This window comes from Caballeronia sp. RCC_10 (genome assembly GCF_041360715.1).
Taxonomy (GTDB): Bacteria; Pseudomonadota; Gammaproteobacteria; order Burkholderiales; family Burkholderiaceae; genus Caballeronia; species Caballeronia grimmiae.
Map to the genome: position 1 here is coordinate 1 of NZ_JBFUPT010000014.1, position 24,947 is coordinate 24,947.

The following is a 24,947-nucleotide window of genomic DNA, read 5'->3' on the forward strand; positions in this document are numbered from 1 at the left end:
GCCTCAAGGGTTCGCTGCGCGGACCTTACGCTCGCCCTTGACCCGCCAAACCACCCACTGAGAATTCAAAAGAGGCAAAAATGTTTTGCTATCGTGAATGGTCTTTCTGGCTCACCATGAAACGATTCGATAAAGCAGGGAGACGGAGATGGAAAGCACTGCGGACCTGAAGCGTTACGAGCTATTGATCGGCGGGGAGTTTGTCGCGCCGAGCGGCGGCGACTACTCGACGAACCTCGATCCCGCGACCGAAAACGCCATTGCCTACGTGGCGCAAGGCACTTCGGCGGACGTCGATCGCGCGGTGCAGGCGGCGCGCGCCGCACTGAAACCGTGGAACGCGATCCGCGCCGCCGAGCGCGGACGCATCCTGATGCGGCTCGCCGAACTATTGCGTGAGAACCAGGAAGAGCTGGCCGCGCTGGAAAGTCTCGACGCGGGTAAGCCGATCGCGGGCGTGCAGCGTCAAGACGTGCCCGCCGCCATCGATACGCTTGCCTATTACGCTGGCTGGTGCGACAAGATCAACGGTCAAGTGGTGCCCGCGCGGCCCGATGCGCTGACTTATACGGTGCGCGAACCAGTCGGCGTCGTCGGGGCCATCGTGCCGTGGAATTTTCCGTTGATGATCGGCATGTGGAAGATCGCGCCGGCGCTCGCATGCGGCTGCACGCTGATCGTGAAGCCCGCGGAAATCACGCCGCTTTCCGCGCTGATGGTCGGCCGGCTCGCGCTCGAAGCGGGCTTGCCGCCCGGCGTGCTCAACATCGTGACAGGGAAAGGCTCCGTCGTCGGCGATGCGCTCGTCGCGCATCCCGGCGTCGACAAGATCACGTTCACCGGCTCGCCGTCTGTCGGGCGCGGCATTCTGCAGGGCGCGGCTGGCAACTTCAAGCGCGTGACGCTGGAGCTCGGCGGCAAATCGGCGAATGTGATTTTCGCGGATGCCAACATCGACAGCGCCGTACGCGCCACGGCGTCCGGCATCTTCTTCAACGCGGGGCAAGTGTGTTCGGCGGGATCGCGCGTGCTCGTGCAGCGCGCCGTTTATGACGAGGTGGTCGAACGTCTCGGGCAGCGGGCGCGGAGCATCAAGCTCGGCGATCCGTCGCAACGGGAAACCAACATGGGCCCGCTCATTTCCGCGAAGCAGATGAAGACCGTGCTCGATTACGTGGACATCGGCAAGGGCGAGGGCGCATCGCTCGTGACGGGCGGAAAGCGGTCGGGGGAGCGCGGCTACTTCGTCGAGCCGACCGTGTTCGCGAACGTCGCGCACGAGATGCGGATTTCGCAGGAAGAGATCTTCGGGCCGGTCGCGAGCGTGATCCCGTTCGACGACGAAGCCGACGCGCTGCGCATCGCCAACGGCACCGCGTACAGCCTCGCGGCGGGCGTGTGGAGCGCGGATATTGGGCGCGTGCATCGCATGGCGGCGGAACTGAGGGCGGGCACCGTCTGGGTGAATACCTACGGTTACACCGACGTGCGCCTGCCGTGGGGCGGCTCCGGCGATTCGGGCTTTGGCCGCGAGCATGGCGACGTGGCCATCGAGAACTTCACCGAGCCAAAAGCGGTGTGGGTGGCGTTGACGTCCTGAACGAACGATGTGGCCGCTCACGGCATGTGTCGTGAAAGGCCACAATCCGACTGGAGCGTCTTGCGGACTCAATTGCGAGCGCAAACATGCGACGGCTGACACCCAGAAGCAAACGCACAAAAGGGGCAGCAATCGCTGCCCCCTTTTTTGCGACCTTGCCAGCGCGATACTGAATCAGACCCCCACGCGCTGACCTTCCTCGTTCCGCGCACGCCAAAGCCGCGCGCGCTGTGTGCTGTCCTCGTATTGCACGGTATTTTGCCGGCAAGCCTCGATCGTCGAATTTTTCCGCTCGATGATTGCCTGGCAAAGAAACTCCGCGCTGTAAGCCGTCAGCAGATGCGGGCAATGCGTGCCGATGTATTGCGCGAGCTTGCCATAGTCGCTGTCCGCCGATGCAAGCGAGCGATAGGTTTGCGCATCCCAACGGAACATCAGGTCGAGTTCTTCGAAAGCGGTATTGAAAGCGCAGACTTGCGCCTGAATCTCGCGGTCATCGCCAAGCGTTGAATGGATCATGATCGTCTCCTGTATGGCCGTGGGGCATGCATGGAGAATAGGCAACCTGATCCATAGAGGACAGTTAAACTTTCTTCTACTTCCTATTCGCGTCTCTTATAAGTCGGGCGTGCCCGTCTTGGCGACGATTTGCGTAATGGCTTCGATCTGCGCCGCGCCTTCTTCGACAAGAAACTGTTTGAAAGCAAGTGCGACGGGCGGCAAGCGTTTATTGTTCCGATGCACGACGAACCAGTTGAGCATCACGGGAAAACCCTCGATGTCCAGCACGGCGAGCTTGCCGACCTGCAATTCCATGCTGATCGTATGCGCCGATAAAAAACTCACACCCATTCCCGCAATCACGGCTTGCTTGATCGTCTCCGTGCTCGTGATTTCCATCGCGACATTGAGATTGGCAAGCCGCCCCGCAAAGCCTTCTTCCATTGAGTTCCAGGTATCCGAGCCGCGCTCACGAACGATGAACGGCTCATCGGCCAGGGCTTCCAGCGGAATGTTTTTGCGCCAGACGAGCGGATGATCCGGCGGCGCGACGATCACATACGGATGCGGCGCAAACGATACATTGACCGTATCCATATCGCGCGGCGGCCGAACCATGACGGCCAGATCAGTGAGATTGTCAGTGAGCTGATGCAGCAATTCTTCGCGATTGTGTACCGCCAGATTGAGCCGCACATCGGTATTGCGCCTGGTGAACGCCGCCAGCAAGCGAGGAAAGAAGTAGTCGCCCGCGCTGATCACCGCAACGTTGAGCGTGCCGCCCGAAATGCCTTTGAGACGAGCCATCGCATCGTCGGCTTCGCGGAATTGCTCGAGAATCGACCTGCTGTAATGGAGCATTTCGTTCCCGGCTGGAGTGAGGTAGATTTTCTTGCCGAGCTGCTCGAAGAGCGGCAAGCCCGCATGTTCCTCCAGTTGTTTCACCTGTGTGGATACCGCAGGCTGCGTGAGATAAAGCTCCTCCGCAGCCCGGGAAAAGCTGAGCCGGCGCGCGACCGTTTCGAAAATTTTGAGTTGACGCAGGGTGGCGTTACGCAGCACGGCAGGCCCTCATCCATTCACGATAGCTAACTTATACAATAAATTTTTTTAACTTTCCCTAATCGTTTTTCTCCCCCACGATGCTTTCACGCCTCTGGAATTTGTAAGCCGGTCGCGAAATTGCAGCACACGAAAGCCTGTAAAGGCTGCATCAATCATCCGGACTCTATTGGGAATCGCTCGAAATGATTCTTCGATCGCCTGACGCGGATGTTGGCCAGATGTGCAACTTCATCGCCCTTCTCGATGTGCGCCGCCACGCCCGCGCCGCGCGTCCCGAACATCTTCCCTGACCGACCGCCTCGCCCGCTGGCGCACCGCGCCCGCGTTCTCGCAGTGCATCAGGCGCCGTACGAGCGCCGATTACAGATAACGGAGACAGACATGGCAAGCGCAGACACGGTTGTGTCCGGGCAATCGCACGGGCGTCATCACAACAGGTGGATTCAGCTAGCGATCGGCATTGCATGCATGGGCCTCGTCGCGAACCTGCAGTACGCCTGGACCCTTTTCGTCGTACCCATGGATGCCAAGCATCATTGGGGGCAAGCGGCGATTCAAACGGCTTTCACCATCTTCATCGTCACCGAGACGTGGCTCGTGCCCGTCGAGGGCTGGCTCGTCGATAAATTCGGGCCGCGCCCGGTCGTGATCGGCGGTTCGATCTGCGCCGCGATCGGCTGGGTCATCGACGCGCACGCGACGAGTCTCGCACATCTGTACATCGCGGCGGTAATCGCGGGTATCGGCGCGGGCTGCGTGTATGGCACATGCGTCGGCACGGCGCTCAAGTGGTTCCCGGACAAGCGGGGACTCGCCGCGGGCCTCACGGCAGCGGGCTTCGGCGCAGGCGCGGCGGTGACCGTCATCCCGATCTCGAACATGATTCAAAGCTCGGGCTACGAACATGCGTTCATGTTCTTCGGCATCTTCCAGGGCGTGTGCATCTTCTTCCTCGCCTTGCTGCTCGTGCGTCCGAAGCCGCCCGTGAACGTGGTGCCGGCGAAGCGCGTCGTGTCGACCAAGATCGATTACACCACCGGACAGATGGTGCGCTCGCCGCTCTTCTGGGTGCTGTATCTGATGTTCGTGTTCGTCGCGGCGGGCGGCGTGATCGCCACGGCGCAGTTCGGGCCGATCGCGAAGGAATACGGCTTCGCGAAGATGCCCGTCAACGTGCTCGGCGTGACGCTGCCGCTGCTCGCGATGACGCTGTCCATCGACAATCTGTGCAACGGCTTCACGCGCCCGCTATGCGGCTTCATCTCCGACAAGATCGGCCGCGAGAACACGATGTTCATCATCTTTCTCGGCGAAGGCGTCGCGCTGCTCGGACTGATGGAGTTCGGTCATAACCCGTATCTCTTCATGCTGTTCGCGGCAATGACCTTCCTCTGCTGGGGCGAGATTTTCTCGATTTTCCCGGCGACCTGCGCGGACACCTTCGGCAGCAAGTACGCGGCTGCGAACGCGGGCACGCTCTACACAGCGAAAGGCACGGCGTCGATGCTGGTGCCGCTGGCATCGGTGCTGGCGTCGTTCGGTTCGTGGAACGCGGTGTTCATCACGGCGGCGGTGACGTCGATCGCGGCGGGGCTCTGCGCCAAGTTCGTGCTCGCGCCGATGCGCAAACGCTGGATCGAGAACTCGGCCGCCGAAACGTCGGGCGATGCGTCGGTGAATGCATCGTTCCAGGCAGGCTGGCCGGAAGCGTCGCGCAACACGTCGGTTCAATAAGAAGGCACGGCATGCGCGACCGTCCGCCCGGCTCCGCGCATGCGCCTTCCGTCTCGCTGCATCAATTGCGACTGTTCATCACGCTCGCGCGCTATCGCAGTTTCACGCGCGTGGGCGATGAATTCGGCATTACTCAATCGGCAGTCAGCCGCGGCATTCGAGAACTCGAAGATGAAATCGCGCTGCGGCTGTTCGACCGGACGACACGCCACGTCACGCTCACCGATACGGGACGCAAGCTGTTGTCGCGCATCGCGCCGCTCGTCGAGGAACTGGAGGCCACGCTGCGGCCGCGTGCGCCGGGATCGGGCCAACCGGGCGTCGTCAATCTCGCGTGCAGTTGCGGTTTGACAGCGAGCGTCTTGCCGCCGCTCTTCGCTTCTTGCCGGGAGCGTCTTCCAGATATCACCGTCGCGCTCATGGACCGGCCCCAGAACGCCGTGCTTCAACTCGTGCGTTCCGGCGAGGCGGAACTCGGCGTTGTCATCGCGCCGGACAATCTCGACGACCTCGCGAGCGAGCCGCTCTTTGCGGACGGGCTTGCCGCTGTCGTGAGCGCGTCGCATCGACTGGCCGGGGCAGAGGGCGTGGACTGGCAGCAGTTGCGCGGCATGCCACTGCTTCTTCTCGACGATGACACCGGCAGCCTTGCCGCCATCGAAGCCGCGCTGGCGCGATACGCGGTGACCGGCGCGGTCCGTCAGCGGCTTGCGCAACCGGCGGCCGTCGCACGAATGGCCGAAGCGGGGCTGGGCATCGGCGTCCTGCCGATGCACGCCCGCACCGCCTGTGAACCCGATCGCGTCCGTTTCATCCCGCTCGCACCGGAAGAGTCGCGCACCATCATGCTCGTCCGGCGGCGCGGCCGTGCGTTACGCGCCAGCGCGGCGAGCGTATGGTGGCACTTCATCGCGTCGTCGACGCATACTCTTATCGCACCCCAGGCGATCGAAGCCTGACCGTTCCTCCCGATCGATGCTGATCACAGACGCACCGCAGGCGCGGCGTGCGGGTTTCCGCTCGCTCGATTTGCCTTGTTTGGCGTGCACCTGGAATGTAGTATCTTGTATATCAGAAGGTTAAAAGCTACTTACTCCTGGAGACGAACCATGAAGATCTGCGTGTACGGCGCCGGCGCCATCGGCGGTTACATGGGAGCACAGCTTGCGCGTGCCGGAGCCGATGTCAGCTTCGTGGCGCGCGGGCCGCATCTGGCGGCGATGCAGGCGAATGGCGTGCGTCTCCGGATCGACGGGGAAGAGCACACGGTCAGGGTCCGCTGCACGAACAATCCCGCCGAACTCGGCCCGCAGGATTTCGTCATCATCGCGTTGAAGGCGCACTCGGTGCCGGGCGTGGTCGATCTGATGCCGCCGCTGCTCGGTCCCGAGACGGCGATCGTCACGGCGGTAAATGGCTTGCCCTACTGGTACTTCCACGAGCACGGCGGCGAGCTGGCCGGCACGACGCTGCAAAGCATCGATCCCGGCGGCCGGCAGTGGAGCGTGTTCGGGCCGGAACGAGCGATCGGCTGCGTGCTGCTGCCCGCCGCGGAGATTGCCGAGCCGGGCGTCATCGAACATCACTACGGCAAGAAGTTTCCGATCGGCGAGCCGAGCGGGCAGATCACGCCGCGTCTGCAGGCGCTGCACGACATCATGGTCGCCGCCGACATGGAAGCGCCGATGCGCGACAACATCCGCGACGAAATCTGGCTGAAGCTGTGGGGCAACCTCTGCTTCAATCCGATCAGCGCGCTGACCCACGCCACGCTCGATGTCCTGACGAGCGATCCCGGCACGCGCGCCCTTTCGAAGGCGATGATGCTCGAAGCCAAGGCCATCGGCGACAAGCTCGGCGTCAATTTCCGCGTGGACGTGGAGCGGCGCATCAACGGCGCGGGCGCGGTCGGCGCTCACAAGACCTCGATGCTGATGGACTGCGAAGCCGGCCGTCCGATGGAAATCGACCCGCTGATTACGGTCGTTCAGGAAATAGGCCGGCTGGTGAAGATCGACACGCCGATGATCGATGCCGTCCTCGCATTGATCAAGCTGCGCGAAGCAGTCAATCAGGGCACGGCGCGTGCGCTGCCACTCCCGCAGACGCAGAAAGCGGCATAAACTGCACTCGATGGCCCCAGCGTTGTTTCTGATATACAAGATGCAAAATATGTTGCGTCCTGCTGCGACGCAACATATACTGGAGGCTCTTGAGTGATCAACCGGAGCCTTTAAATGAGCATCGCCTTGTTGGTAGTTGTCGGATTCGCGCTGGTGGCCGTGGGTGTGGGCGTTACGTTTGTGATTGCGTCGGCAGTGCCGCAGGACATGTTGCAGCGCGCACAGGATCACGGTCGCTTTGCCGGTCTCGCGGCGGACGATCGGAACGGCGGTTCGGGCAAGCGTGTTATCGCAGACCGGCCGCAAATGGGAAATCAAGCCATCAATGCCATCTGATACTCAATCCGTAGACCGGCCGGAAGTTCGGGGACTGACGCTTTCGCTGGAGCCGATCAACGCCACGGTTTCGCTGCGCGATCAGGCGTACGCGAAGCTGCGGCAGGCCATTGCGGAAGCGGACATTTACCGCTCGCGTGAAGAGATCCGCCTGGATGAAAAAGAGCTGACGGAGGCGCTCGGGGTGAGCCGCACGCCCATCCGCGAGGCCATGACGCTGCTGGAGCAGGAAGGCTTTCTGCGCACGGTGCCGCGTCGCGGTGTGTACATCTTGCGCAAGACCAAGCGCGAGATCGTCGAAATGATCCATATGTGGGCGGCGCTCGAAAGCATGGCGGCGCGCCTCGCGACGCAGCGCGCGACGGACGCGGAAATTGCCCAGTTGCGGCACATGTTCGACAACTTCCGCGACACCACGCCCGCCGAGCACATCGACGAGTATTCGGAAGCGAACATCGCGTTTCATCAGGCGATCGTGCGGCTGTCGAAGTCGCAGATCATCTTCGATACGATCAAGAACATCTTCGTGCACGTGCGCGCCATTCGAAAGATGACGATCTCGCAGAGCGACCGCGCGTCGCGCTCGATCGTCGATCACATGCGCATCATCGAGGCGCTGGAAAGGCGCGATACCGAACTCGTCGAGCGTCTCGTCAGGCAGCATTCGCTCGACCTGGCGGCGTTCGTCGAAGCGAACTGCGATTTCCTGGACTGAGTCTGCGCCGGAGTCGGCGGTATCGAAGTCGGCGGTATCAATCAGAAAGGCCGCGCGGCGTTTGCCGCGCGGCCTTTCTGTTTACGTAGCGACCGCGGTTTAGCGCAGCGCACGCACCATCGTTTCACCGAGCGTGGCGGGAGAATCGGCGACATGGATGCCTGCTGCCCGCATCGCGTCGATCTTTGCGCTTGCCGTCCCCGATCCGCCCGAAATGATCGCGCCCGCGTGACCCATGCGCCGTCCCGGCGGCGCGCTCGTCCCGGCGATGAACCCGACGACCGGCTTCTTCGTCTTCGCATCCTTCAGGAACTGCGCGGCTTCTTCTTCCGCCGATCCGCCAATTTCACCGATCATGATGATGCCCTCGGTCGCGTCGTCCGCAAGGAACAGCTCGAGGCAATCGATGAAGTTCGTGCCGTTCACCGGATCGCCGCCAATGCCGATACACGTCGTTTGCCCGAGCCCGGCGGCCGTCGTCTGCGCCACCGCCTCGTAAGTGAGCGTGCCCGACCGCGATACGACGCCGATCTTCCCCGGCTGATGGATATGCCCCGGCATGATGCCGATCTTGCATTGCCCCGGCGTGATGACTCCCGGGCAGTTCGGCCCGACGAGACGGCTCTTCGATCCGGCGAGCGCGCGCTTCACGCGCAGCATGTCGAGCACCGGTATGCCTTCCGTGATGCAGACGATGAACGGCACTTCCGCGTCGATCGCTTCGAGGATCGCATCGGCGGCGAAGGGCGGCGGCACGTAGATTACGGACGCGTCCGCGCCGGTCCGGGCGACGGCGTCCGCCACTGTGTCGAACACGGGAAGGTCGAGATGCGACGTGCCGCCCTTGCCCGGCGTGACGCCGCCGACCATGCGCGTACCGTAGGCAATCGCCTGCTCCGAATGGAACGTGCCCTGCGCGCCGGTGAAGCCCTGGCAGATCACCTTCGTATCTTTATTGATGAGAACGCTCATTTGGACTCTCCCACGGCAACGGCGGAAACGATCTTGTCGGCGGCATCGGCGAGATTTTCGGCGGGAATGATCGCGAGACCCGATGTGCGGAGAATTTCGCGGCCCGCGTCGACGTTGGTGCCCGCGAGACGCACGACGAGCGGCACGTGCAGATCGATTTCCCGCGCCGCCGCCACGACGCCTTGCGCGATGACGTCGCACCGCATGATGCCGCCGAAAATGTTGACGAGAATTCCGCGCACTTTCGGATCGCGCAGGATTAGCTTGAACGCCGTCGCGACGCGCTCCTGCGTCGCGCCGCCGCCGACGTCCAGGAAGTTGGCCGGCTCGCCGCCGTAGAGCTTGATGATGTCCATCGTCGCCATCGCGAGGCCCGCGCCGTTCACCATGCAGCCGATGTTGCCGTCGAGCTTCACGTAATTCAGCCCGTGTTTCGCGGCTTCGATTTCCGCCGGGTCTTCCTCGTCCTCGTCGCGCAAGGCTTCGATATCCGGGTGCCGGTACAGCGCGTTGTCGTCGAAATTCAGCTTGGCGTCGAGCGCGATGACATCGCCCGAGCCGGTCACGACGAGCGGATTGACTTCGACGACCGACGCATCCAGATCGACGAACGCCTGATACAGCGCCGCGATGAACTTCGACGCCGCCCCGACCTGCTTGCCGGACAGCCCAAGCCCGAACACGATCTGCCGCGTGTGAAACGGCTGGAGGCCCGTCGCCGGATCGATCGCTACCTTGAGTATCTTCTCCGGCGTACGATGCGCCACTTCCTCGATCTCCATCCCGCCTTCCGTCGACGCCATGATCGTGATGCGCGAACTGGCGCGATCGACCAGCATGCCCAGATACAGCTCGCGTGCGATGTCGCAGCCTTCTTCGATATAGAGGCGCTTCACTTCCTTGCCCGCCGGCCCCGTCTGTTTCGTGACGAGCACCGACGACAGCATCTTGCGGGCGTTCTCGCGCACGTCATCGACCGATGTCACGACGCGCACGCCGCCCTTGCCATCGGGATCGTTCGAGAAGCGCCCGGCGCCGCGGCCTCCCGCGTGAATCTGCGATTTAACGACCCAGACCGGGCCGACAAGCGCGCTTGCGGCGTCGGCGGCCTCTTGCGCATCGAAGGCGACGCGGCCCTGCGGGACCGCAACGCCGTACTTTCGCAGCAGCGCCTTCGCCTGATATTCGTGGATGTTCATTGCGTCTCCTTTTGTGATGGCTGTGGCGCGAGAGAACTGCGGGGCGTTCGCGCTGGTATGTGATATATCACATTTCACGACGCGTCAAAACGACTTCAACGGTAGGTTTGGATGCTGCACCGCAGCGTTTAAAACAGCCCGGAGCGCACTCGCTCAGGGCAGAAAGCCATTGATGCAACGCATCACAGGGTTTTTGCCCCTGCCGGACGCTTGAACTAATACTGTGTGTGGAATATTGTATATCACAGACACCGGGCGGCAGCGCGACGCCTCGTGATCGCACACAACCCCCATCGAGGAGGAGACAACAATGTCCGAAGTCGTCAGCAGCCGTCCCGAAGTCGCTCCGGCCACCACCACCGCCGAAGACACGCTCAAGCAAAAGACTCGCGGCGCGGGCGTCGTTTCGGGCGGCCACCTGGTCGCGCGAGCGCTCAAGAACGAAGGCGTCGATACGATCTTCACGCTGTGCGGCGGCCACATCATCGATATCTACGACGGCTGCGTCGATGAAGGCATCCGCATCATCGACGTGCGTCACGAGCAGGTCGCCGCCCACGCCGCCGATGGCTATGCGCGTCAGACCGGCAAGCTCGGCTGCGTCGTCACGACGGCCGGTCCCGGCTGCACGAACGCGGTGACGGGCGTCGCGACGGCGTTCCGCTCGGAAAGCCCGATCATCCATATCGGCGGGCAGGGCGCGCTCACGCAACACAAGATGGGTTCGCTGCAGGATCTGCCGCACGTCGACATGATGGCGCCGATCACCAAGTTCGCCGCGACCGTGCCGAGCACCGAGCGCGTCGCCGACATGATCTCGATGGCCGCCCGCGAAGCGTTCAACGGCGCGCCCGGCCCGGCGTATCTGGAGATTCCGCGCGACGTGCTCGACCGTGAAATCGACGTCACCAAGGCCGTGATCCCGCAGCCGGGGCGCTATCGCGCATCGACGAAATCGGTCGGCGATCCGCAGGACATCGAAAAACTCGCCGATCTGCTCGTCAACTCCGAGCGCCCGGCGATTCTGTACGGCCAGCAAGTGTGGACGGCGCGCGGTCACGAGGAAGCCATCGCGCTGCTGCGCGGCCTCGACATTCCCGGCTATTTCAACGGCGCGAGCCGCGGCTTGCTGCCGCCGGGCGACCCGCATCACTTCGACCGGACGCGCTCGCAGGCTTTTGCGAAGGCGGACCTGATCGTGATCGTCGGCACGCCGTTCGATTTCCGCATGGGTTACGGCAAGCGCATCAGCAAGGATCTGAAGCTGGTGCAGATCGACATGGATTACCGCACGGTCGGCAAGAACCGCGATATTGACCTCGGCCTGGTCGGCGATCCGGGCGCGATCCTCGGCGCGGCGCTGCAGGCGGCGAGCGGGCGTCTCAAGAACGACAAGCGCCAGTCGCGCCAGGCCTGGATGCGCGAACTCGCGGCGGCGGAAGAAACCGCGACCGCCAAGCTGATGCCGCTCTTCACGTCCGACTCGAGCCCGATCCATCCGTACCGCGTCGCGCATGAAATCAACCAGTTCCTGAGCGACGACACGATCTATATCGGCGATGGCGGCGACGTCGTCACGATCTCCGCGCAAGCCGTGCGTCCGCGCCGCCCCGGCCAGTGGATGGACCCCGGCGCGCTCGGCTCGCTCGGCGTCGGCACCGGCTTCGCGATCGCGGCGGGCCTCGCCAATCCCGAGAAAGAAGTACTCTGCTACTACGGCGACGGCGCTTTCTCGATGACCTCGTTCGACATGGAAACGGCCAATCGTTTCGGCGTGCCGTATATCGCGGTCATCGGCAACAACTCGGCGATGAACCAGATCCGCTACGGTCAGCTCGCCAAGTACGGGCAGGAGCGCGGCAACGTCGGCAACCTGCTGTCGGACGTGCCGTACGGACGCTTCGCGGAAATGCTCGGCGGCTACGGCGAGGAAGTGTACGAAGCGTCGAAGATCGCGGGTGCGTTGCAGCGGGCGCGCGAGTCGATCGCCAGAACGGGCAAGAGCGCGGTCATCAACATCTGGGTCGATCCGACCGTGTATGCCCCCGGCACGATGGCGCAGACGATGTACAAATAAACGTAGAACCTATAAACGTCGCAAGAGAGACTGGAGACAGCCATGACGGTAAACACTTCTGGCAAGGCGCTGGACGGCGTGCGCATTCTCGACTTCACGCACGTCCAGTCGGGCCCGACCTGCACGCAGTTGCTCGCGTGGTTCGGGGCTGACGTGATCAAGGTGGAGCGCGCGGGCGCGGGCGACATCACGCGGGAACAACTGCGCGATATCCCCGACGCCGACAGCCTCTACTTCACGATGCTCAACCACAACAAGCGGTCGATCACGATCGACACGAAGAACCCCGAGGGCAAGAAGGTGCTCGAAACGCTCGTCAAGAAGTGCGACGTGCTCGTCGAGAACTTCGCGCCGGGCGCGCTCGATCGCATGGGCTTCACGTGGGAGCGTATCCAGGAGTTGAATCCGCGGATGATCGTCGCGTCCGTCAAGGGCTTCGGGCCGGGGCCGTACGAAGACTGCAAGGTCTATGAGAACGTCGCGCAATGCGCGGGCGGCGCGGCATCGACCACGGGTTTCGACGACGGCCCGCCCGTCGTCACCGGCGCGCAGATCGGCGATTCGGGCACCGGCTTGCATCTCGCGCTCGGCATCGTCACGGCGCTGTATCAGCGCAACCAGACGGGGCGCGGCCAGAAAGTGCTCGCGGCGATGCAGGACGGCGTGCTCAACCTCTGCCGCGTGAAGCTGCGCGACCAGCAGCGGCTCGAGCGCACCGGCGTGATGAAGGAGTATCCGCAGTTCCCGAACGGCACCTTCGGCGAAGCGGTGCCGCGTGCGGGCAACGCATCCGGCGGCGGTCAGCCGGGCTGGATTCTCAAGTGCAAGGGCTGGGAAACCGATCCGAACGCGTACATCTACTTCATCACGCAGGCGCCGGTGTGGGGCGAAATCTGCAAGGTGATCGGCAGGGAGGAATGGATCGACCATCCCGACTACAAGACGCCGAACGCGCGCCTGCCGCATCTGAAGGACATCTTCGCCGAGATCGAACGCTGGACGATGACGAAGACCAAGTTCCAGGCGATGGAAATCCTGAACAAGCACGACATCCCGTGCGGCCCGATCCTCTCGATGAAGGAAATCGCCGAGGAGCCGTCGCTGCGAAAGACGGGCACGGTCGTCGAAGTCGATCATCCGGTGCGCGGCAAGTACCTGACGGTCGGTAATCCGATCAAGCTGTCGGACAGCCCGACCGAAGTCGTCCGCTCGCCGCTGCTCGGCGAGCACACCGAGGAAGTCATGTCCGAACTCGGCTACTCGCCCGACCAGATCGCCACGCTGAGAAGCCTCGGCGCGATCTGACCCACGCCTCATTCGATGTTGTGACGCCGCCGCCTCCGGTCGAGGGGCGGCGCGAACCGGCACGCCCCTACACACGGAGACATTTCAAATGAACAGCACCGTTGTCCAGGAACGCAGCGAAGCGCGCAACGAATCCACGCATGCCACCAACGTCGTGCCGCTGCATGCAAGCGATGCGAAACGCCGCGTCGCCGAGATTTTCGATCGCGTGAAGGCGGAGGGCCGCACCTCGCTGACCGCGCCGGAAGGCAAGCTCGTCTGCGATGCCTACGGCATTTCCGTGCCGCAGGAAGGCGTCGCGACCAGCGCGGACGATGCGGCGAAGCTCGCGTCGTTCATCGGCTTTCCGGTGGTGCTGAAGATCGTGTCGCCGGAAATCCTGCACAAGACGGAAGCGGGCGGCGTGCTCGTCGGCGTGAAGAACGAGGCCGATGTCCGCGCCGGCTACGCGTCCATTATCGAGAACGCGAAGAAGTACGATGCGAACGCGACGATCATCGGCGTGCAGGTGCAGCAGATGGTCGGCGCGGGCCAGGAAGTGATCATCGGCGCGGTGACGGACCCGTCGTTCGGCAAGCTGATCGCGTTCGGTCTCGGCGGCGTGCTGGTCGAAGTGCTGAAGGACGTGACCTTCCGCCTCGCGCCGGTGACGCGTGAAGAAGCCGCGTCGATGCTCGACGGCATCCAGGCCGCCGAAGTCCTGCGCGGCGTGCGCGGCGCGCAGCCCGTGGATCGCGAGGCGCTCGTCACGCTGGTCGAGCGCGTGTCGCGCCTCGTCGACGACTTCCCACAAATCTCCGAGATGGACCTGAACCCGGTCTTCGCGAGCCCGGGCGGCGCGGTGGCGGCGGACGTGCGGATCGTGATGGACTTCCAGCCGGCCGCGCCGCGCTATCGTCCGACGCAGGAGCAGATCGTCACGCAGATGAACCGCATCATGAAGCCGGACGCGGTCGCGGTGATCGGCGCGTCGAACGAGGACGGCAAGATCGGCAATTCGGTGATGAAGAATCTCATCAACGGCGGCTATCAGGGGACGATCTATCCGATCCACCCGAAGGCCGACGAGATCATGGGCCGCAAGGCGTACAGGAGCGTGAAGGACGTGCCCGGCGTGATTGATGTCGCCGTGTTCGCGATTCCGGCGAAGTTCGTCGCGCAGGCGCTGGTCGAAGTGGGCGAGAAGAAGATTCCGGGTGCGGTGCTGATTCCGTCGGGATTCGCGGAGACGGGCAATCACGAAGGCCAGGAAGAGATCGTGAAGATCGCGCGCCAGTACGACATCCGCATGATGGGGCCGAACATCTACGGCTTCTACTACACGCCGAAGAACCTCTGCGCGACGTTCTGCACGCCATACGACGTGAAGGGCAAGGCGGCGCTGTCGTCGCAGTCGGGCGGGATCGGCATGGCGATCATCGGCTTCTCGCGCTCGGCGAAGATGGGCGTGTCGGCGATCGTCGGCCTCGGCAACAAGAGCGATATCGACGAGGACGATCTGCTCACGTTCTTCGAGCAGGACGACAACACCGAGATCATCGCGCAGCACTGCGAGGACCTGAAGGATGGGCGCGCGTTCGCGGAAGCGGCGAAGCGCGTATCGAAGAAGAAGCCGGTCGTCGTGCTGAAGGCGGGGCGCACGAGTCTCGGCGCACGCGCGGCCAGTTCGCACACCGGCGCGCTCGCCGGCAACGACAAGATTTACGAGGACGTGTTCCAGCAATGCGGCGTGATCCGCGCCCGCTCGCTGCGCGATCTGCTCGAGTTCGCACGCGGCATTCCGAAGCTGCCGACGCCCAAGGGCGAGAACGTCGTCATCATCACGGGCGCGGGCGGGTCGGGCGTGCTGCTGTCGGATGCGTGCGTCGACAACAATCTGTCCTTGATGACGATGCCCGACGATCTCGACGCCGCGTTTCGCAAGTTCATCCCGCCGTTCGGCGCGGCGGGCAATCCGGTGGACATCACCGGCGGCGAGCCGCCGAGCACGTACAAGAACACGATCAAGCTCGGGCTTCAGGACGACCGCATCCATTCGATCATCCTTGGCTACTGGCATACGATCATCACGCCGCCGATGGTCTTCGCGAAGCTCGTGATCGAAGTGAAGGAGGAGATGAAGGCGCTCGGCATCGAGAAGCCGATCGTCGCGTCGCTCGCCGGCGACGTGCAGGTCGAGGAAGCCGCCGAGTATCTTTACGAGCACGGCGTACCGGCGTATGCGTATTCGACCGAATTGCCGGTTGCGGTGCTCGGCGCCAAATATAAGTGGGCGCGCGGAGCGGGTTTGATCTGAGGTGAAACGAGGGAGCGCGGCCCGCGCTCCCTCACACAACAAAGGATGCATCAGTGACCACCTGGATACGCTTTCGCGACGGCGACGGACGCATCGGCTTCGGCACGCTCGATCCGCATTCGGGACGCGTCGTGCAGCACGACGGCGCGCTTTTCGATCGACCGCGCCCGACCGACATCAGCTTCGCCGCCGACGATCTCACGCTGCTCGCGCCGTGCGAGCCGAGCAAGATCGTCGCGCTGTGGAACAACTATTACGCGCTGTCGCAGAAACTCGACAAGGCGCCGCCGCAGCATCCGCTCTTTCTCATCAAGCCGCCGATGTCGGTCATCGGGCCGAGCGAGGCGATCAGGCGTCCGCGCAGCTATCACGGCAAGATCGCGTATGAGGGCGAGCTTGGCATCGTGATCGGCAAGACGGTGTCGGGCGCGTCGGTGGAAGAGGCAGAAGACGCAATCTTCGGCTATACCTGTGTGAACGATGTCACCGCGATCGAACTGCTGCAGGAAGATCCGAATTTCGCGCAGTGGTGCCGCTCGAAGGGCTTCGATACCTTTACGTGCCTCGGGCCGGCGATCGTGCGCGGTTTCGACTGGCGCAGCGCGACGCTCACGACGACCGTCGATGGCGTCGAACGGCAGAACTATCCGCTCGACGACATGATCTTCTCGCCCGCCGAGCAGGTCAGCCTCATTTCGCACGACATGACGCTCGTTCCCGGCGATGTCATCGCGTGCGGCACGTCGGTCGGCGTCGGCTCGATCAAGGACGGGGCGCGCGTGGATGTATCGATTGCAGGGATCGGCACCTTGTCGAATGTGCTCGCCGTCTAGCGAAGAACCCTAGGCGCACGCGCAAGACGCGCAGAAACGACAAAGCCGGCGCACGAGGGCGCCGGCTTTGCATTTTCGACTGCATGCGCCGACGGGCGGCGCATCGCACGATCAGCGATCGCGATTCCACAACGCGCCGAGCAGGAAGCCGACGGCAGCCGCAATCAGCACGCCGTTGATCGGCTGATCGGAGACGGCCGAACGCACGTTGTCGATCGTCTGGCCGTAGGTCTGCTGCAGCGAGCCCAACGCCTGCCGCGCCTTGCCCTCCACCTGCGTGCCGGCATCGCCCGTCAGCGCGCCGACCGCGTCCTGCACCTTGCCGACCACGTTTTGCGCCGTGCCTTCCACTTGATCTTGCACCATGGTGCCTCCCATTCTGGTTGATGCGGTTTGCGTTGAAATTGCCTCGAACTGCGTCGATACTGCTTCGATTCAACCGGCAGCGCCGGAACGGACGATAGAGCATGCTTCGTGCCCGGCGCATGATTCACGCTTCACGCCGGGCCGATCAGATGGTTCACCAGCGCGAGAAGCTCGTCAATCGAAAACGGCTTGCGGCGAAACTGCGTGTGCGGGTGATCGACCGCGGGCGCGTGCGCGGCGGCGCTCATCAGGATCACCGGCACCTTGCTCAGCGTTTCGCTCGCGGCCAGATCACGGATCAGCTCGACGCCGTCCTTGTGCGGCATCATCCAGTCGGTGATGACGAGATCGGGCGCGCTCATGTTGGCGGCCTCGAGCGCGACGCGTCCGTTGAATGCGGTCATCACCTCGTAGCCCTCCATTTCGAGCACGAGCCGCCACGTGGTCAGGATGTCGAATTCGTCGTCGACGACGAGGATCTTTTTCATGCGCGCGCGCCGGGGTCCGACACGGAGATCGCGGGCGAGAGCGACGGATGGCCGGACAGGATGCCCGTCGGCCCGATGAACCCTTCGATGATATGCAGCCCGTCCGAGTCGATCGTGAGCCGGCGGATCCCCGTATCGTGCGGGCCTTCGCGCTGCTTCACGATCGTTACCATGCGATGGAGCGCCGAATTGAGTTCCACGTAGCGCATGAGCACGATGTTCTCGGTCATCGCGGAGGCGCGCAGCGTCGCAGGCGCGCCGAATTCGTTGTAAAGCGGCAGTTCCTCGGTCAGCACCGTCGTCACGCCGATATTTCGAAGACGCTGCGTCAGCGCATTGATGAAGAGGCCAAAACGCTCGCTGCGGTTCGCCGACTGCAGGAAGCCGTCGATGCCGTCCACCACGAGCCGCGACGCGTTCGTGCGCGTGACGACGGCGATCAGCTCGGCGGCGAGCTCGTCGATGGCGAGTTCCACCGCGGAATGCCAGTGGATCGCGAGCCGCCCGTCCTTCACGGCATCTTTCAGGTCGATGCCGACCCCGAGCGCCTTCGCGAGTAGCCGCTCCGGGGACTCGTAGATGCCGAAGTAGACACAGCGTTCGCCGCGATCGGTGCCCGCCTGCAGATACTTGAGCGCGAGCAGCGTCTTGCCGACACCCGATGGGCCGACGAGCGTGGTCGTGGAGCCGCGCATCACGCCGCCGCCGAACATGCGGTCGAAGGTCGGGAGCGCGAAATCGAGCCTGCCCTCGAGGTGGCACGGCGCGCCCGCCCGTTCGGCCGTGGCTTCCAGCCGCGGAAACGCGACAAGCCCGTTCCCCGTGATGTTGAAAAAATGCTTCCCGAGCAGATGATCGCGGGCGCGCAGCTTATGGACTTCGATTTCGCGCGCGCGTCGCATCCCGTTGTTGAAGCGGTTCAGCTCGATGAGCCCGTCGACCAGCGTGTGCTCCGGATGCGGCTCGTTGCCCGAGAGCGGCGCGAGGACCAGCGTCGTGCACCGCGCCGCGCTCACGAACGCCGACAACTCGTGGATGAACTGCGAAAGCTCCAGCTCCGTGGAACTGAACTCGCGCGCGCTGCGAAAACCGTCGATGACCATGAAGCGCGGACGGCCCGTCTTGATCGTCGCGGCGATCAGCGAAAGAAATCCGGAGAGACCGTCGCGCATCAGTTCGTGATAACCGCTCACGAACAGCATGCGGTCCGAGATGGCGTCGGCGTCGTAGAACGACAGTCCGCGCAGATGCGACAGCAGCTTCGTGTGCGACTCGGCGATGAGCGTGATGTACAACACCCTGTCGCCGTTCTTGACGCGATGGAAGCCGATTTGCGACGAGAGGATCGTCTTGCCCGCGCCGGCCATGCCTTCGATCAGATAGAGCCCGCCTTCGACCAGGCCGCCGCCGAGAATGTGGTCCAGGCCCGGGACACCCGTCGTGACATTGCCGTCGCTGGCGGTCGGCTGCGGCGATGGATCAGGCGGGAGAATGTTGTCTTCGCTCATGGGAATTTCGTTTTTACTCGGCGAACCGCCTTTTCAAGATGGCGAATTATCGCTGACGAGAGTCAAGCTGTCGCCGTAAATGCGCGAATTCGCTCGTCGCAAAGCCTTTTCGTGCGTGCGTTCCGGCGCGGACGGCACCGGCGAGAGGCGACGCCACGATGACCCGTGGTCTGAATGCGCCGCATGAATCGCGCCCGCAGTCGCGCAATATTGCGGTTCGTCCCATACAGACCACTTTGAGATGTTTCTCATGGGCGGCGGATGGCCGCGCTGCTGAAATAGCGGGCGTTGCTTCTCCTGGACGCCGTATGTTTCCGGCGTCTGTCCCGGCGCGCCGCGCCAGTCATTGCCTTCTAAGCCATGCACCGTTCGCATCCAATCTTGGGCGCTGTCGCGCTCGCCGCCTGTCTCGCTTCTTCGTTGTTGTTCTCGCCGGTTTCGTCGCAAGCGGCGGAGCCGTCGATCGACCCTCATATGCTGTCGGCCGCTCCGTTCCGCTTTCAGGCCGACCGGGCGATTTTCTCTCGCATGTCGCCCCCGCCGTCGGATTCGCGCATTTTCTCGCCGCATGAATCGCTGAAACTAGATGAGTCTTCGCAGTTTTCTCAAGCGGATACGCGGCGCCGTAAATCGCTTTGACATTTCCGGTCGCGAATTCGGCAGTTCTCCGTCAGGGCATGACGCGAATTGTCGACGTTAGAAATAGTTCGAAAAATTGGGTTTGTCTGCTGCGATTGGCCTATTCGCCCTTGCTAGAATCGCCCGGCTTTGGAATGGCCCGCCTCGCAACCGCGGCGGGTAACGCAAGGCATCGTTCTCAATGTAAAGCGCGCGTCATCCCAGGCTCGTTGTCCTATCTGACTAAATCCGAGACCTTCAATAAAATCGTGGCCGCTGTACTTGCAGTCGCTGCCGTGCTTTCCGGTTGCGCGTCCAATTCCGGGCCTACTTTTAATACTCAGGAGATGAAGACGTCGAGCGGGCAGTGTGCTTTCCGCGCCGAATGCTATGGCCTTTTCGAAAACGGCAGCGCCTGTATGCAGGCTTGCGGCGACCAGCCGTACACGGTGTTGCAAAACGTCGAAGGCACGCAGGCTCCGGGCGATGCGCGCTCGGTCATCTTCACCTGCGGCGCGCCGGCTCGGGTTGCTGAATCCAGGCCGCAGACAGTTGTTGCAGTCGCCGCTGCGCCCGTCGCCGCATCCTCACGCAAGGTCACGTTCGACGGGAAGACGAACTTCGCGTTCGATAGCGCTCAACTGACGCCGAAGGCCAAGCGCATTCTCGACAAGGTCATTGCCGATGGCCGCGACGTGACTTTCTCCTCGGTCACGGTCCAGGGCTTCACCGACGCTGTCGGCTCCGATGCGTACAACGTCGCGTTGTCGGAACACCGCGCGCAGTCCGTGCTCGGATATCTGCAGAGCCACGGCCTCCAGTCGCAGGTGTTTGCGGCGAAGGGCTACGGCAAGTCGCGCCCGGTCGCATCGAATGCGACGAGCGACGGCCGCGCAGAAAACCGTCGCGTGGAAATCGTGCTGACGCAATAAGCCGCATCGACGGCGCAAGATAAAAAGCTCGCGGACCGCAAGGTCCGCGAGCTTTTTTTACGTGTTCAAAAGAGAAGAAGCTGTTCGCGGCCCGGTCCACCTTCGAGCGTGAGCAGCGAACGCTTGCGATCGACGCCGCCCGCGTAACCCGTCAGCTCGCCGTCGCCGCCGATCACGCGATGACACGGCACGATGATCGCCACCGGATTGCGCCCGTTTGCGCCGCCAACGGCCCGCGATGCGCCCGACGGCAAGCCCAGCCGGCGCGCAAGATCGCCATAGGTCCAGGCATCGCCGAAAGGAATGCGGCTCAACAATTCCCACACTTGTTGCTGGAATACGGTCCCGTGCAGCCGGAACGGCACCGAGAACGCCCGGCGCTCGCCCGCGAAGTATTCGGCGATCTCTTCCTGCGCCTGAGCGATCACGCGAGGGGCAGGGCGGTCCGCGTCAGGCATCGCTTGCGGGATGCCCTTCGGAAAATGCTTCTGTCCGACGAAGAACAGCCCGGTCAGATGCTCGTCCTCCGCGCGGTAGAGAATGGGCCCGAGCGGACTCGGGCTGACACGGAGGTCGATCACGTCAGATGAACGGATTGTCCGCCGTTCCGGTCGGCGCGGGCGGCTCGTCGGCGAGCTTCGCGGGCAGATCCGACGCGCTCTCGAGCGCCGCGACGATCGCACCCAGCGCCTCGTGAAGCGCCTTCGCGGCGGCCAGCCCCGCCTTGTCCCGCGCGATAGTCAAATCGCCGCTGACGGTCACGCGCGTCGTGCCGTTGACGATGTTGATGGCGTCGCCCGCGATGTTCATCGCGTCGGTATCGTTGGCAAATGGCTTAAACACCTCTTAGTCCTCCAATTCGTTTATCTTTCAGTGCATCGGGGATGCCGGGGAACGCGAGACCGCTCATCGCTTCGAGTTCGCGCACGGTTTTCATCGTATAGGTTTTGGTCGGCGTGTTCTCGACGACGACTGCGAACGCGATCTGCCTTTTCGGCAGATACACCACCTTGTACAGCTGAGTCGGCACGAGCACGCGCGATTCGCCGATCGTCTGCAATTGCCGGCCCGAAAACAGCGGCCCGGTCACGACGTACGCCTCGCCCGATTCTTCCGTGAGGCGGCGCACGGCTTCCTCAATCCGCGACCAGATGCTCCGGTTGTTCGATGGGTCCTGCGGCACGATGTTCGCCAGCGAGAACGATTCAGCCATGCCTTTCTTCGTCGCGCGATCGCCTGCGGGACTCATGTGGCCGCGATCGTAGCCGCTGCGCTTGTAGTCGTCGAGTTGGGCGCTGTCGCCGGGCGGCAGCCGCTTGTCGACGAAAAAGCGGTTGGTGCGCGTGTTGTCTTTGGCGTCATCCACGCTCCTCGCCGTCAGATGTTCCGCCGACCACAGCGGCCCGTGCGTGATGCCCGAATGAAGGAGCGCGAAGTCGGAGTAGCAGACTTCCTGCGCCGACACGCGCATCTTCGAATTGGTGACGACCGGCGCGAGGCCGCCCGGGCTGAACTGCGGGCAGTCGCTCGCGAACGCGCTGATGCACGCGGCGCCGAGAAGGGCGGCGACGAGCGCCTTGATGCTTGCTTGCATGCTTGAAAGTCCGAACTGAATGCGACGCTTGATACATTGCTGATAACTCGCCGGTGCGCTGCATTCGACACGCGGCCAGCGAGGCGGCACAGTATAAAGGCTGCGCGACGGCATCGAAACGCAAGCGGCGGCTGCGAGCTAGAATCGCTGGGGCCTCCATCATCCCGAAAAAACGCCCATGAAGCCTCGTTTGATTCGATCGATCCTGCTTTCGATAGCCTCGTGCATCGCGCTGACGGTCGCCCCGTGTGCGTCCGCTGACGATACGGCGCAAGCGCCCGCCAGCAACGACGGTCCCGCGTATGGTCCCGAACTGCAAGGCTTCGACTATCCGTACCCGGTCGCGCGATTCGCGTTCACGTCGCAGCGTCAGGTCGTGCGGATGGCGTATATGGACGTGCATCCTCCGCATCCGAACGGGCGCACCGCCGTGCTGCTGCACGGCAAGAACTTCTGCGCGGCGACGTGGAAGCAGACCATCGATACTTTGAGCGATGCCGGTTATCGCGTGATCGCGCCGGATCAGATTGGCTTCTGCAAGTCCACCAAGCCGGAGCGTTATCAATACAGCTTCCAGCAACTCGCGCGCAACACGCATGCGCTGCTCGCGGCGCTCGGCGTGAGCCGTCCGGCGCTCATCGCGCATTCGACGGGCGGGATGATCGCGGTGCGCTATGCGCTGATGTATCCGCGCGAGACGGAGCAACTGGTGCTCGTCAATCCGATCGGGCTCGAGGACTGGAAGGCGAAGGGCGTGCCGTCGATTTCAATCGACGACTGGTATGCGCGCGAATTGAAGACCAGCGCCGACGGTATCCGCCGATACGAGATGAACACGTACTACGCGGGCCACTGGCGCGACGACTACGAGCCTTGGGTGCAGATGCTCGCGGGGATGTATCGCGGGCCGGGCAAGAGTATCGTCGCGTGGAATTCGGCGCTGCTCTACGACATGATCTATACGCAGCCCGTGGTGTATGAGTTCGAGCAGTTGCGCGTGCCGACGTTACTCTTAATCGGCGACAAGGACACGACCGCGATCGGCAAGGACCTCGCGCCGCCGGAGATTCGCGCGACGCTCGGCCGCTATCCGGAACTCGCGAAGCTGGCGAAGGAGCGCATCGAAGGGGCGCGGCTCGTCGAGTTTCCGGAACTGGGTCACGCGCCGCAGATGCAGGATCCGCAGGCGTTTCATAAGGCGTTATTGGAAGGGCTCGCCGCGTCGCCGTCCAGAGCGGAATAGTCACGCCCGTCCGCCTCCGCATGACGCCCGCTCGATCGACGGCAACTGCACCCACAGTGTGACGCCTCGCGCCACCATGAATGCGGTGAGCGCGAGCCATAGCCCGTGATTGCCGAGCGGACCGGCGAGCGTCCACGCGGCGAGCAGATACACCGCAAGCGAGACGGCCATCGCCTTCATCAGTTCGCGCGTGCGCGTCGCCCCGATAAACACGCCGTCGAGCTGAAATCCCGCAACGGATGTGAGCGGCAGAATCGCGGCCCACGGCAGATAGCGCATTGCCGCCTCGCGCACGACGGCCTGATCCGTCAGCCGCGCGATGATCCATTCCCCGCTGATCCAGTAGACGATGGAAAACCCCGCCGCGCCGATGGCCGACCACAGCATCGTCACCCTGACGGCCTGGCGGAACGCGTGCCGGTCACGCGCGCCCGTCGCCGCACCGACGAGCGCTTCCGCCGCATGCGCGAAACCATCGAGCCCAAAGGCCATGAAGGTCTGAAAGTTGAGCAGGAGCGCGTTCGCTGCGAGGACGGCATCGCCCTGACGCGCGCCCATGTGCGCGAACCAGCCATAGGAACCGAGCAGGCAGAGCGTGCGCACGAAGATGTCGCGATTGATCGCGACGAGGCGGTGGATCGCGCGGAGATCGAATAGCGTGGCAAGCGCGATGGGCGGCAGGCCGCGGTCACGCAAGCGCCAGAGAATCGCCGCACCGAGCGCGAAGCCGCCGACATCCGCGAACGCGGTCGCCGCGCCGATGCCCGCGATTCCCCAGCCGAAGCGATACACGAACAGCAGCACCGCGACGATATTCACCGCGTTGATGAACACCTGTGTGACGAGCGCGAGCCGCACGCGCTGGCAGCCGAGCAGATAGCCGAGCACCGCGTAATTGCCGAGCGCGAACGGCGCGGCCCAGATGCGCGCGTGGCAATACGCGCTCGCGGTCTCCTGCACCGCGCCGCTGCCGCCGAGCACCCGCAGCGCGTATCGGATGATCGGCACTTGCAGCGCGAGCACCGCCGCCCCGATCGCGAGTGCAAGCATCAGCGCGCGCATCACGCTGGCCCGCACGGCGGCGGCATCGCGTGCGCCGAACGCCTGCGCGACGAGGCCCGTCGTGCCCATGCGCAGGAAGCCGAAGCCCCAGAACACGAAGCTGAACACGAGCCCGCCGAGCGCGACGCCGCCGAGATACTGCGGGCCGTCGAGATGGCCGGCGACGGCGGTGTCGACTGCGCCGAGAATCGGCTGTGTGAGATTGGCGAGGACGATCGGGAACGCGAGCTTCAGCACACGCCGATGCCAGTGCACCGGTAGCGCGTCGGCGGGTGAGGAGTGCGGGGAATCGGTCAAAGGAGCAGGCGTTGGCAGGGAAAGGCGACATTGTCGTCAGCGCGGCGCTACGGTGCAACCGGACGTAAATCGACGCAACTCGA

24 protein-coding genes are annotated in these 24,947 nt (G+C 63.5%); 13 read left to right on the top strand and 11 right to left on the bottom strand.

What is annotated here, in order from left to right; translation table 11 throughout:
• The first annotated feature begins 148 nt into the window (after positions 1-148).
• Entirely contained in the window at positions 149-1,600 is a 1,452-nt protein-coding gene (locus AB6804_RS22000; protein WP_370888276.1) for an aldehyde dehydrogenase family protein, read from the top strand.
• A 174-nt stretch (positions 1,601-1,774) separates the two neighbouring features.
• Here the strand turns inward: AB6804_RS22000 and AB6804_RS22005 are convergent, their stop codons facing one another.
• Positions 1,775-2,119: a hypothetical protein gene (locus AB6804_RS22005; RefSeq protein ID WP_035967505.1), complete on the bottom strand. Its 345-nt coding sequence runs from the start codon at positions 2,117-2,119 to the stop codon at positions 1,775-1,777.
• Between the two features lie 96 nt (positions 2,120-2,215).
• A complete protein-coding gene (locus AB6804_RS22010) occupies positions 2,216-3,160 on the bottom strand; it encodes a LysR family transcriptional regulator (protein ID WP_370888373.1) in 945 nt (314 codons plus the stop codon).
• Between the two features lie 387 nt (positions 3,161-3,547).
• Between AB6804_RS22010 and oxlT the strand changes: the two genes are divergently transcribed.
• From oxlT to AB6804_RS22035, 5 genes are all read left to right on the top strand, one after another.
• On the top strand, positions 3,548-4,900 hold the full coding sequence (oxlT, locus tag AB6804_RS22015; RefSeq protein ID WP_370888277.1) for an oxalate/formate MFS antiporter: 1,353 nt from the start codon (positions 3,548-3,550) through the stop codon (positions 4,898-4,900).
• Between the two features lie 11 nt (positions 4,901-4,911).
• Positions 4,912-5,859 (top strand): LysR family transcriptional regulator, encoded by a 948-nt coding sequence (locus AB6804_RS22020; RefSeq protein ID WP_370888278.1) that lies wholly within the window; start codon positions 4,912-4,914, stop codon positions 5,857-5,859.
• 150 nt (positions 5,860-6,009) lie between these two features.
• Positions 6,010-7,023, top strand: a complete 1,014-nt coding sequence (locus tag AB6804_RS22025) for a 2-dehydropantoate 2-reductase (protein WP_370888279.1) — start codon at positions 6,010-6,012, stop codon at positions 7,021-7,023.
• Between the two features lie 114 nt (positions 7,024-7,137).
• On the top strand, positions 7,138-7,359 hold the full coding sequence (locus AB6804_RS22030; RefSeq protein ID WP_035967508.1) for a hypothetical protein: 222 nt from the start codon (positions 7,138-7,140) through the stop codon (positions 7,357-7,359).
• A complete protein-coding gene (locus tag AB6804_RS22035) occupies positions 7,349-8,074 on the top strand; it encodes a GntR family transcriptional regulator (RefSeq protein WP_244795181.1) in 726 nt (241 codons plus the stop codon). The genes AB6804_RS22030 and AB6804_RS22035 overlap by 11 nt, the downstream gene beginning before the upstream one ends.
• A gap of 99 nt (positions 8,075-8,173) precedes the next feature.
• Here AB6804_RS22035 and sucD read toward each other — a convergent pair whose 3' ends face one another.
• Together sucD and sucC are read right to left on the bottom strand one after the other, a co-directional pair.
• Positions 8,174-9,046 carry a succinate--CoA ligase subunit alpha gene (sucD, locus tag AB6804_RS22040; protein WP_035967511.1) on the bottom strand — a complete coding sequence of 291 codons (873 nt, stop codon included), beginning with the start codon at positions 9,044-9,046 and terminating at the stop codon, positions 8,174-8,176.
• A complete protein-coding gene (gene sucC / locus AB6804_RS22045; RefSeq protein WP_370888280.1) occupies positions 9,043-10,245 on the bottom strand; it encodes an ADP-forming succinate--CoA ligase subunit beta in 1,203 nt (400 codons plus the stop codon). The genes sucD and sucC overlap by 4 nt, the downstream gene beginning before the upstream one ends.
• Positions 10,246-10,555: 310 nt before the next feature.
• Between sucC and AB6804_RS22050 the strand changes: the two genes are divergently transcribed.
• The 4 genes from AB6804_RS22050 to AB6804_RS22065 all read left to right on the top strand — a co-directional run bounded on the left by AB6804_RS22050 (position 10,556) and on the right by AB6804_RS22065 (position 16,756).
• Positions 10,556-12,322 carry a thiamine pyrophosphate-binding protein gene (locus tag AB6804_RS22050; RefSeq protein ID WP_244795179.1) on the top strand — a complete coding sequence of 589 codons (1,767 nt, stop codon included), beginning with the start codon at positions 10,556-10,558 and terminating at the stop codon, positions 12,320-12,322.
• Positions 12,323-12,364: 42 nt separating this feature from the next.
• Positions 12,365-13,627, top strand: a complete 1,263-nt coding sequence (gene frc, locus AB6804_RS22055) for a formyl-CoA transferase (RefSeq protein WP_370888281.1) — start codon at positions 12,365-12,367, stop codon at positions 13,625-13,627.
• Between the two features lie 88 nt (positions 13,628-13,715).
• Positions 13,716-15,923, top strand: coding sequence for an acetate--CoA ligase family protein (locus AB6804_RS22060; RefSeq protein ID WP_370888282.1), 2,208 nt, complete (start codon positions 13,716-13,718; stop codon positions 15,921-15,923).
• 53 nt (positions 15,924-15,976) lie between these two features.
• Complete coding sequence (locus tag AB6804_RS22065) at positions 15,977-16,756, top strand: fumarylacetoacetate hydrolase family protein (protein ID WP_035967519.1); 780 nt, start codon at positions 15,977-15,979, stop codon at positions 16,754-16,756.
• Between the two features lie 111 nt (positions 16,757-16,867).
• Here the strand turns inward: AB6804_RS22065 and AB6804_RS22070 are convergent, their stop codons facing one another.
• The 3 genes from AB6804_RS22070 to AB6804_RS22080 all read right to left on the bottom strand — a co-directional run bounded on the left by AB6804_RS22070 (position 16,868) and on the right by AB6804_RS22080 (position 19,118).
• On the bottom strand, positions 16,868-17,122 hold the full coding sequence (locus tag AB6804_RS22070; protein ID WP_035967520.1) for a CsbD family protein: 255 nt from the start codon (positions 17,120-17,122) through the stop codon (positions 16,868-16,870).
• A 131-nt stretch (positions 17,123-17,253) separates the two neighbouring features.
• A complete protein-coding gene (locus AB6804_RS22075; protein ID WP_370888283.1) occupies positions 17,254-17,610 on the bottom strand; it encodes a response regulator transcription factor in 357 nt (118 codons plus the stop codon).
• On the bottom strand, positions 17,607-19,118 hold the full coding sequence (locus AB6804_RS22080; protein ID WP_370888284.1) for an RAD55 family ATPase: 1,512 nt from the start codon (positions 19,116-19,118) through the stop codon (positions 17,607-17,609). Before AB6804_RS22080 ends, AB6804_RS22075 begins: the two co-directional genes overlap by 4 nt.
• A gap of 381 nt (positions 19,119-19,499) precedes the next feature.
• Between AB6804_RS22080 and AB6804_RS22085 the strand changes: the two genes are divergently transcribed.
• Positions 19,500-19,757 (top strand): hypothetical protein, encoded by a 258-nt coding sequence (locus tag AB6804_RS22085; protein WP_370888285.1) that lies wholly within the window; start codon positions 19,500-19,502, stop codon positions 19,755-19,757.
• The gene (locus AB6804_RS22090; protein WP_370888286.1) at positions 19,754-20,668 is read left to right on the top strand and encodes an OmpA family protein; all 915 of its coding nucleotides are present in this window, start codon (positions 19,754-19,756) and stop codon (positions 20,666-20,668) included. The genes AB6804_RS22085 and AB6804_RS22090 overlap by 4 nt, the downstream gene beginning before the upstream one ends.
• A 65-nt stretch (positions 20,669-20,733) precedes the next feature.
• Here the strand turns inward: AB6804_RS22090 and AB6804_RS22095 are convergent, their stop codons facing one another.
• Genes AB6804_RS22095 through AB6804_RS22105 form a run of 3 tightly spaced genes read right to left on the bottom strand, consistent with a single transcriptional unit; the run spans position 20,734 to position 22,262 of the window.
• The gene (locus tag AB6804_RS22095) at positions 20,734-21,249 is read right to left on the bottom strand and encodes a methylated-DNA--[protein]-cysteine S-methyltransferase (protein ID WP_370888287.1); all 516 of its coding nucleotides are present in this window, start codon (positions 21,247-21,249) and stop codon (positions 20,734-20,736) included.
• 1 nt (position 21,250) lies between these two features.
• Positions 21,251-21,511, bottom strand: coding sequence for a hypothetical protein (locus tag AB6804_RS22100; protein WP_370888288.1), 261 nt, complete (start codon positions 21,509-21,511; stop codon positions 21,251-21,253).
• Positions 21,504-22,262, bottom strand: coding sequence for a DNA/RNA non-specific endonuclease (locus AB6804_RS22105; protein WP_370888289.1), 759 nt, complete (start codon positions 22,260-22,262; stop codon positions 21,504-21,506). Before AB6804_RS22105 ends, AB6804_RS22100 begins: the two co-directional genes overlap by 8 nt.
• Positions 22,263-22,440: 178 nt before the next feature.
• On the opposite strand from AB6804_RS22105, the gene AB6804_RS22110 reads away from it, so the two are divergent.
• The gene (locus tag AB6804_RS22110) at positions 22,441-23,505 is read left to right on the top strand and encodes an alpha/beta fold hydrolase (protein WP_370888290.1); all 1,065 of its coding nucleotides are present in this window, start codon (positions 22,441-22,443) and stop codon (positions 23,503-23,505) included.
• Here AB6804_RS22110 and AB6804_RS22115 read toward each other — a convergent pair whose 3' ends face one another.
• Positions 23,506-24,864 (bottom strand): MATE family efflux transporter, encoded by a 1,359-nt coding sequence (locus AB6804_RS22115; protein WP_370888291.1) that lies wholly within the window; start codon positions 24,862-24,864, stop codon positions 23,506-23,508.
• Positions 24,865-24,947 lie beyond the last annotated feature (83 nt).

Bases quoted from the DNA above. Each gene is read 5' to 3' on its own strand.
- AB6804_RS22035 (WP_244795181.1), top strand. From the start codon at position 7,349: ATGCCATCTGATACTCAATCCGTAGACCGGCCGGAAGTTCGGGGACTG.
- AB6804_RS22070 (WP_035967520.1), bottom strand. From the start codon at position 17,122: ATGGTGCAAGATCAAGTGGAAGGCACGGCGCAAAACGTGGTCGGCAAG.
- AB6804_RS22105 (WP_370888289.1), bottom strand. From the start codon at position 22,262: ATGCAAGCAAGCATCAAGGCGCTCGTCGCCGCCCTTCTCGGCGCCGCG.
- AB6804_RS22075 (WP_370888283.1), bottom strand. From the start codon at position 17,610: ATGAAAAAGATCCTCGTCGTCGACGACGAATTCGACATCCTGACCACG.
- AB6804_RS22060 (WP_370888282.1), top strand. From the start codon at position 13,716: ATGAACAGCACCGTTGTCCAGGAACGCAGCGAAGCGCGCAACGAATCC.
- AB6804_RS22000 (WP_370888276.1), top strand. From the start codon at position 149: ATGGAAAGCACTGCGGACCTGAAGCGTTACGAGCTATTGATCGGCGGG.
- AB6804_RS22050 (WP_244795179.1), top strand. From the start codon at position 10,556: ATGTCCGAAGTCGTCAGCAGCCGTCCCGAAGTCGCTCCGGCCACCACC.
- frc (WP_370888281.1), top strand. From the start codon at position 12,365: ATGACGGTAAACACTTCTGGCAAGGCGCTGGACGGCGTGCGCATTCTC.
- AB6804_RS22080 (WP_370888284.1), bottom strand. From the start codon at position 19,118: ATGAGCGAAGACAACATTCTCCCGCCTGATCCATCGCCGCAGCCGACC.
- AB6804_RS22030 (WP_035967508.1), top strand. From the start codon at position 7,138: ATGAGCATCGCCTTGTTGGTAGTTGTCGGATTCGCGCTGGTGGCCGTG.
- AB6804_RS22020 (WP_370888278.1), top strand. From the start codon at position 4,912: ATGCGCGACCGTCCGCCCGGCTCCGCGCATGCGCCTTCCGTCTCGCTG.
- AB6804_RS22110 (WP_370888290.1), top strand. From the start codon at position 22,441: ATGAAGCCTCGTTTGATTCGATCGATCCTGCTTTCGATAGCCTCGTGC.
- oxlT (WP_370888277.1), top strand. From the start codon at position 3,548: ATGGCAAGCGCAGACACGGTTGTGTCCGGGCAATCGCACGGGCGTCAT.
- sucD (WP_035967511.1), bottom strand. From the start codon at position 9,046: ATGAGCGTTCTCATCAATAAAGATACGAAGGTGATCTGCCAGGGCTTC.
- sucC (WP_370888280.1), bottom strand. From the start codon at position 10,245: ATGAACATCCACGAATATCAGGCGAAGGCGCTGCTGCGAAAGTACGGC.
- AB6804_RS22005 (WP_035967505.1), bottom strand. From the start codon at position 2,119: ATGATCCATTCAACGCTTGGCGATGACCGCGAGATTCAGGCGCAAGTC.
- AB6804_RS22025 (WP_370888279.1), top strand. From the start codon at position 6,010: ATGAAGATCTGCGTGTACGGCGCCGGCGCCATCGGCGGTTACATGGGA.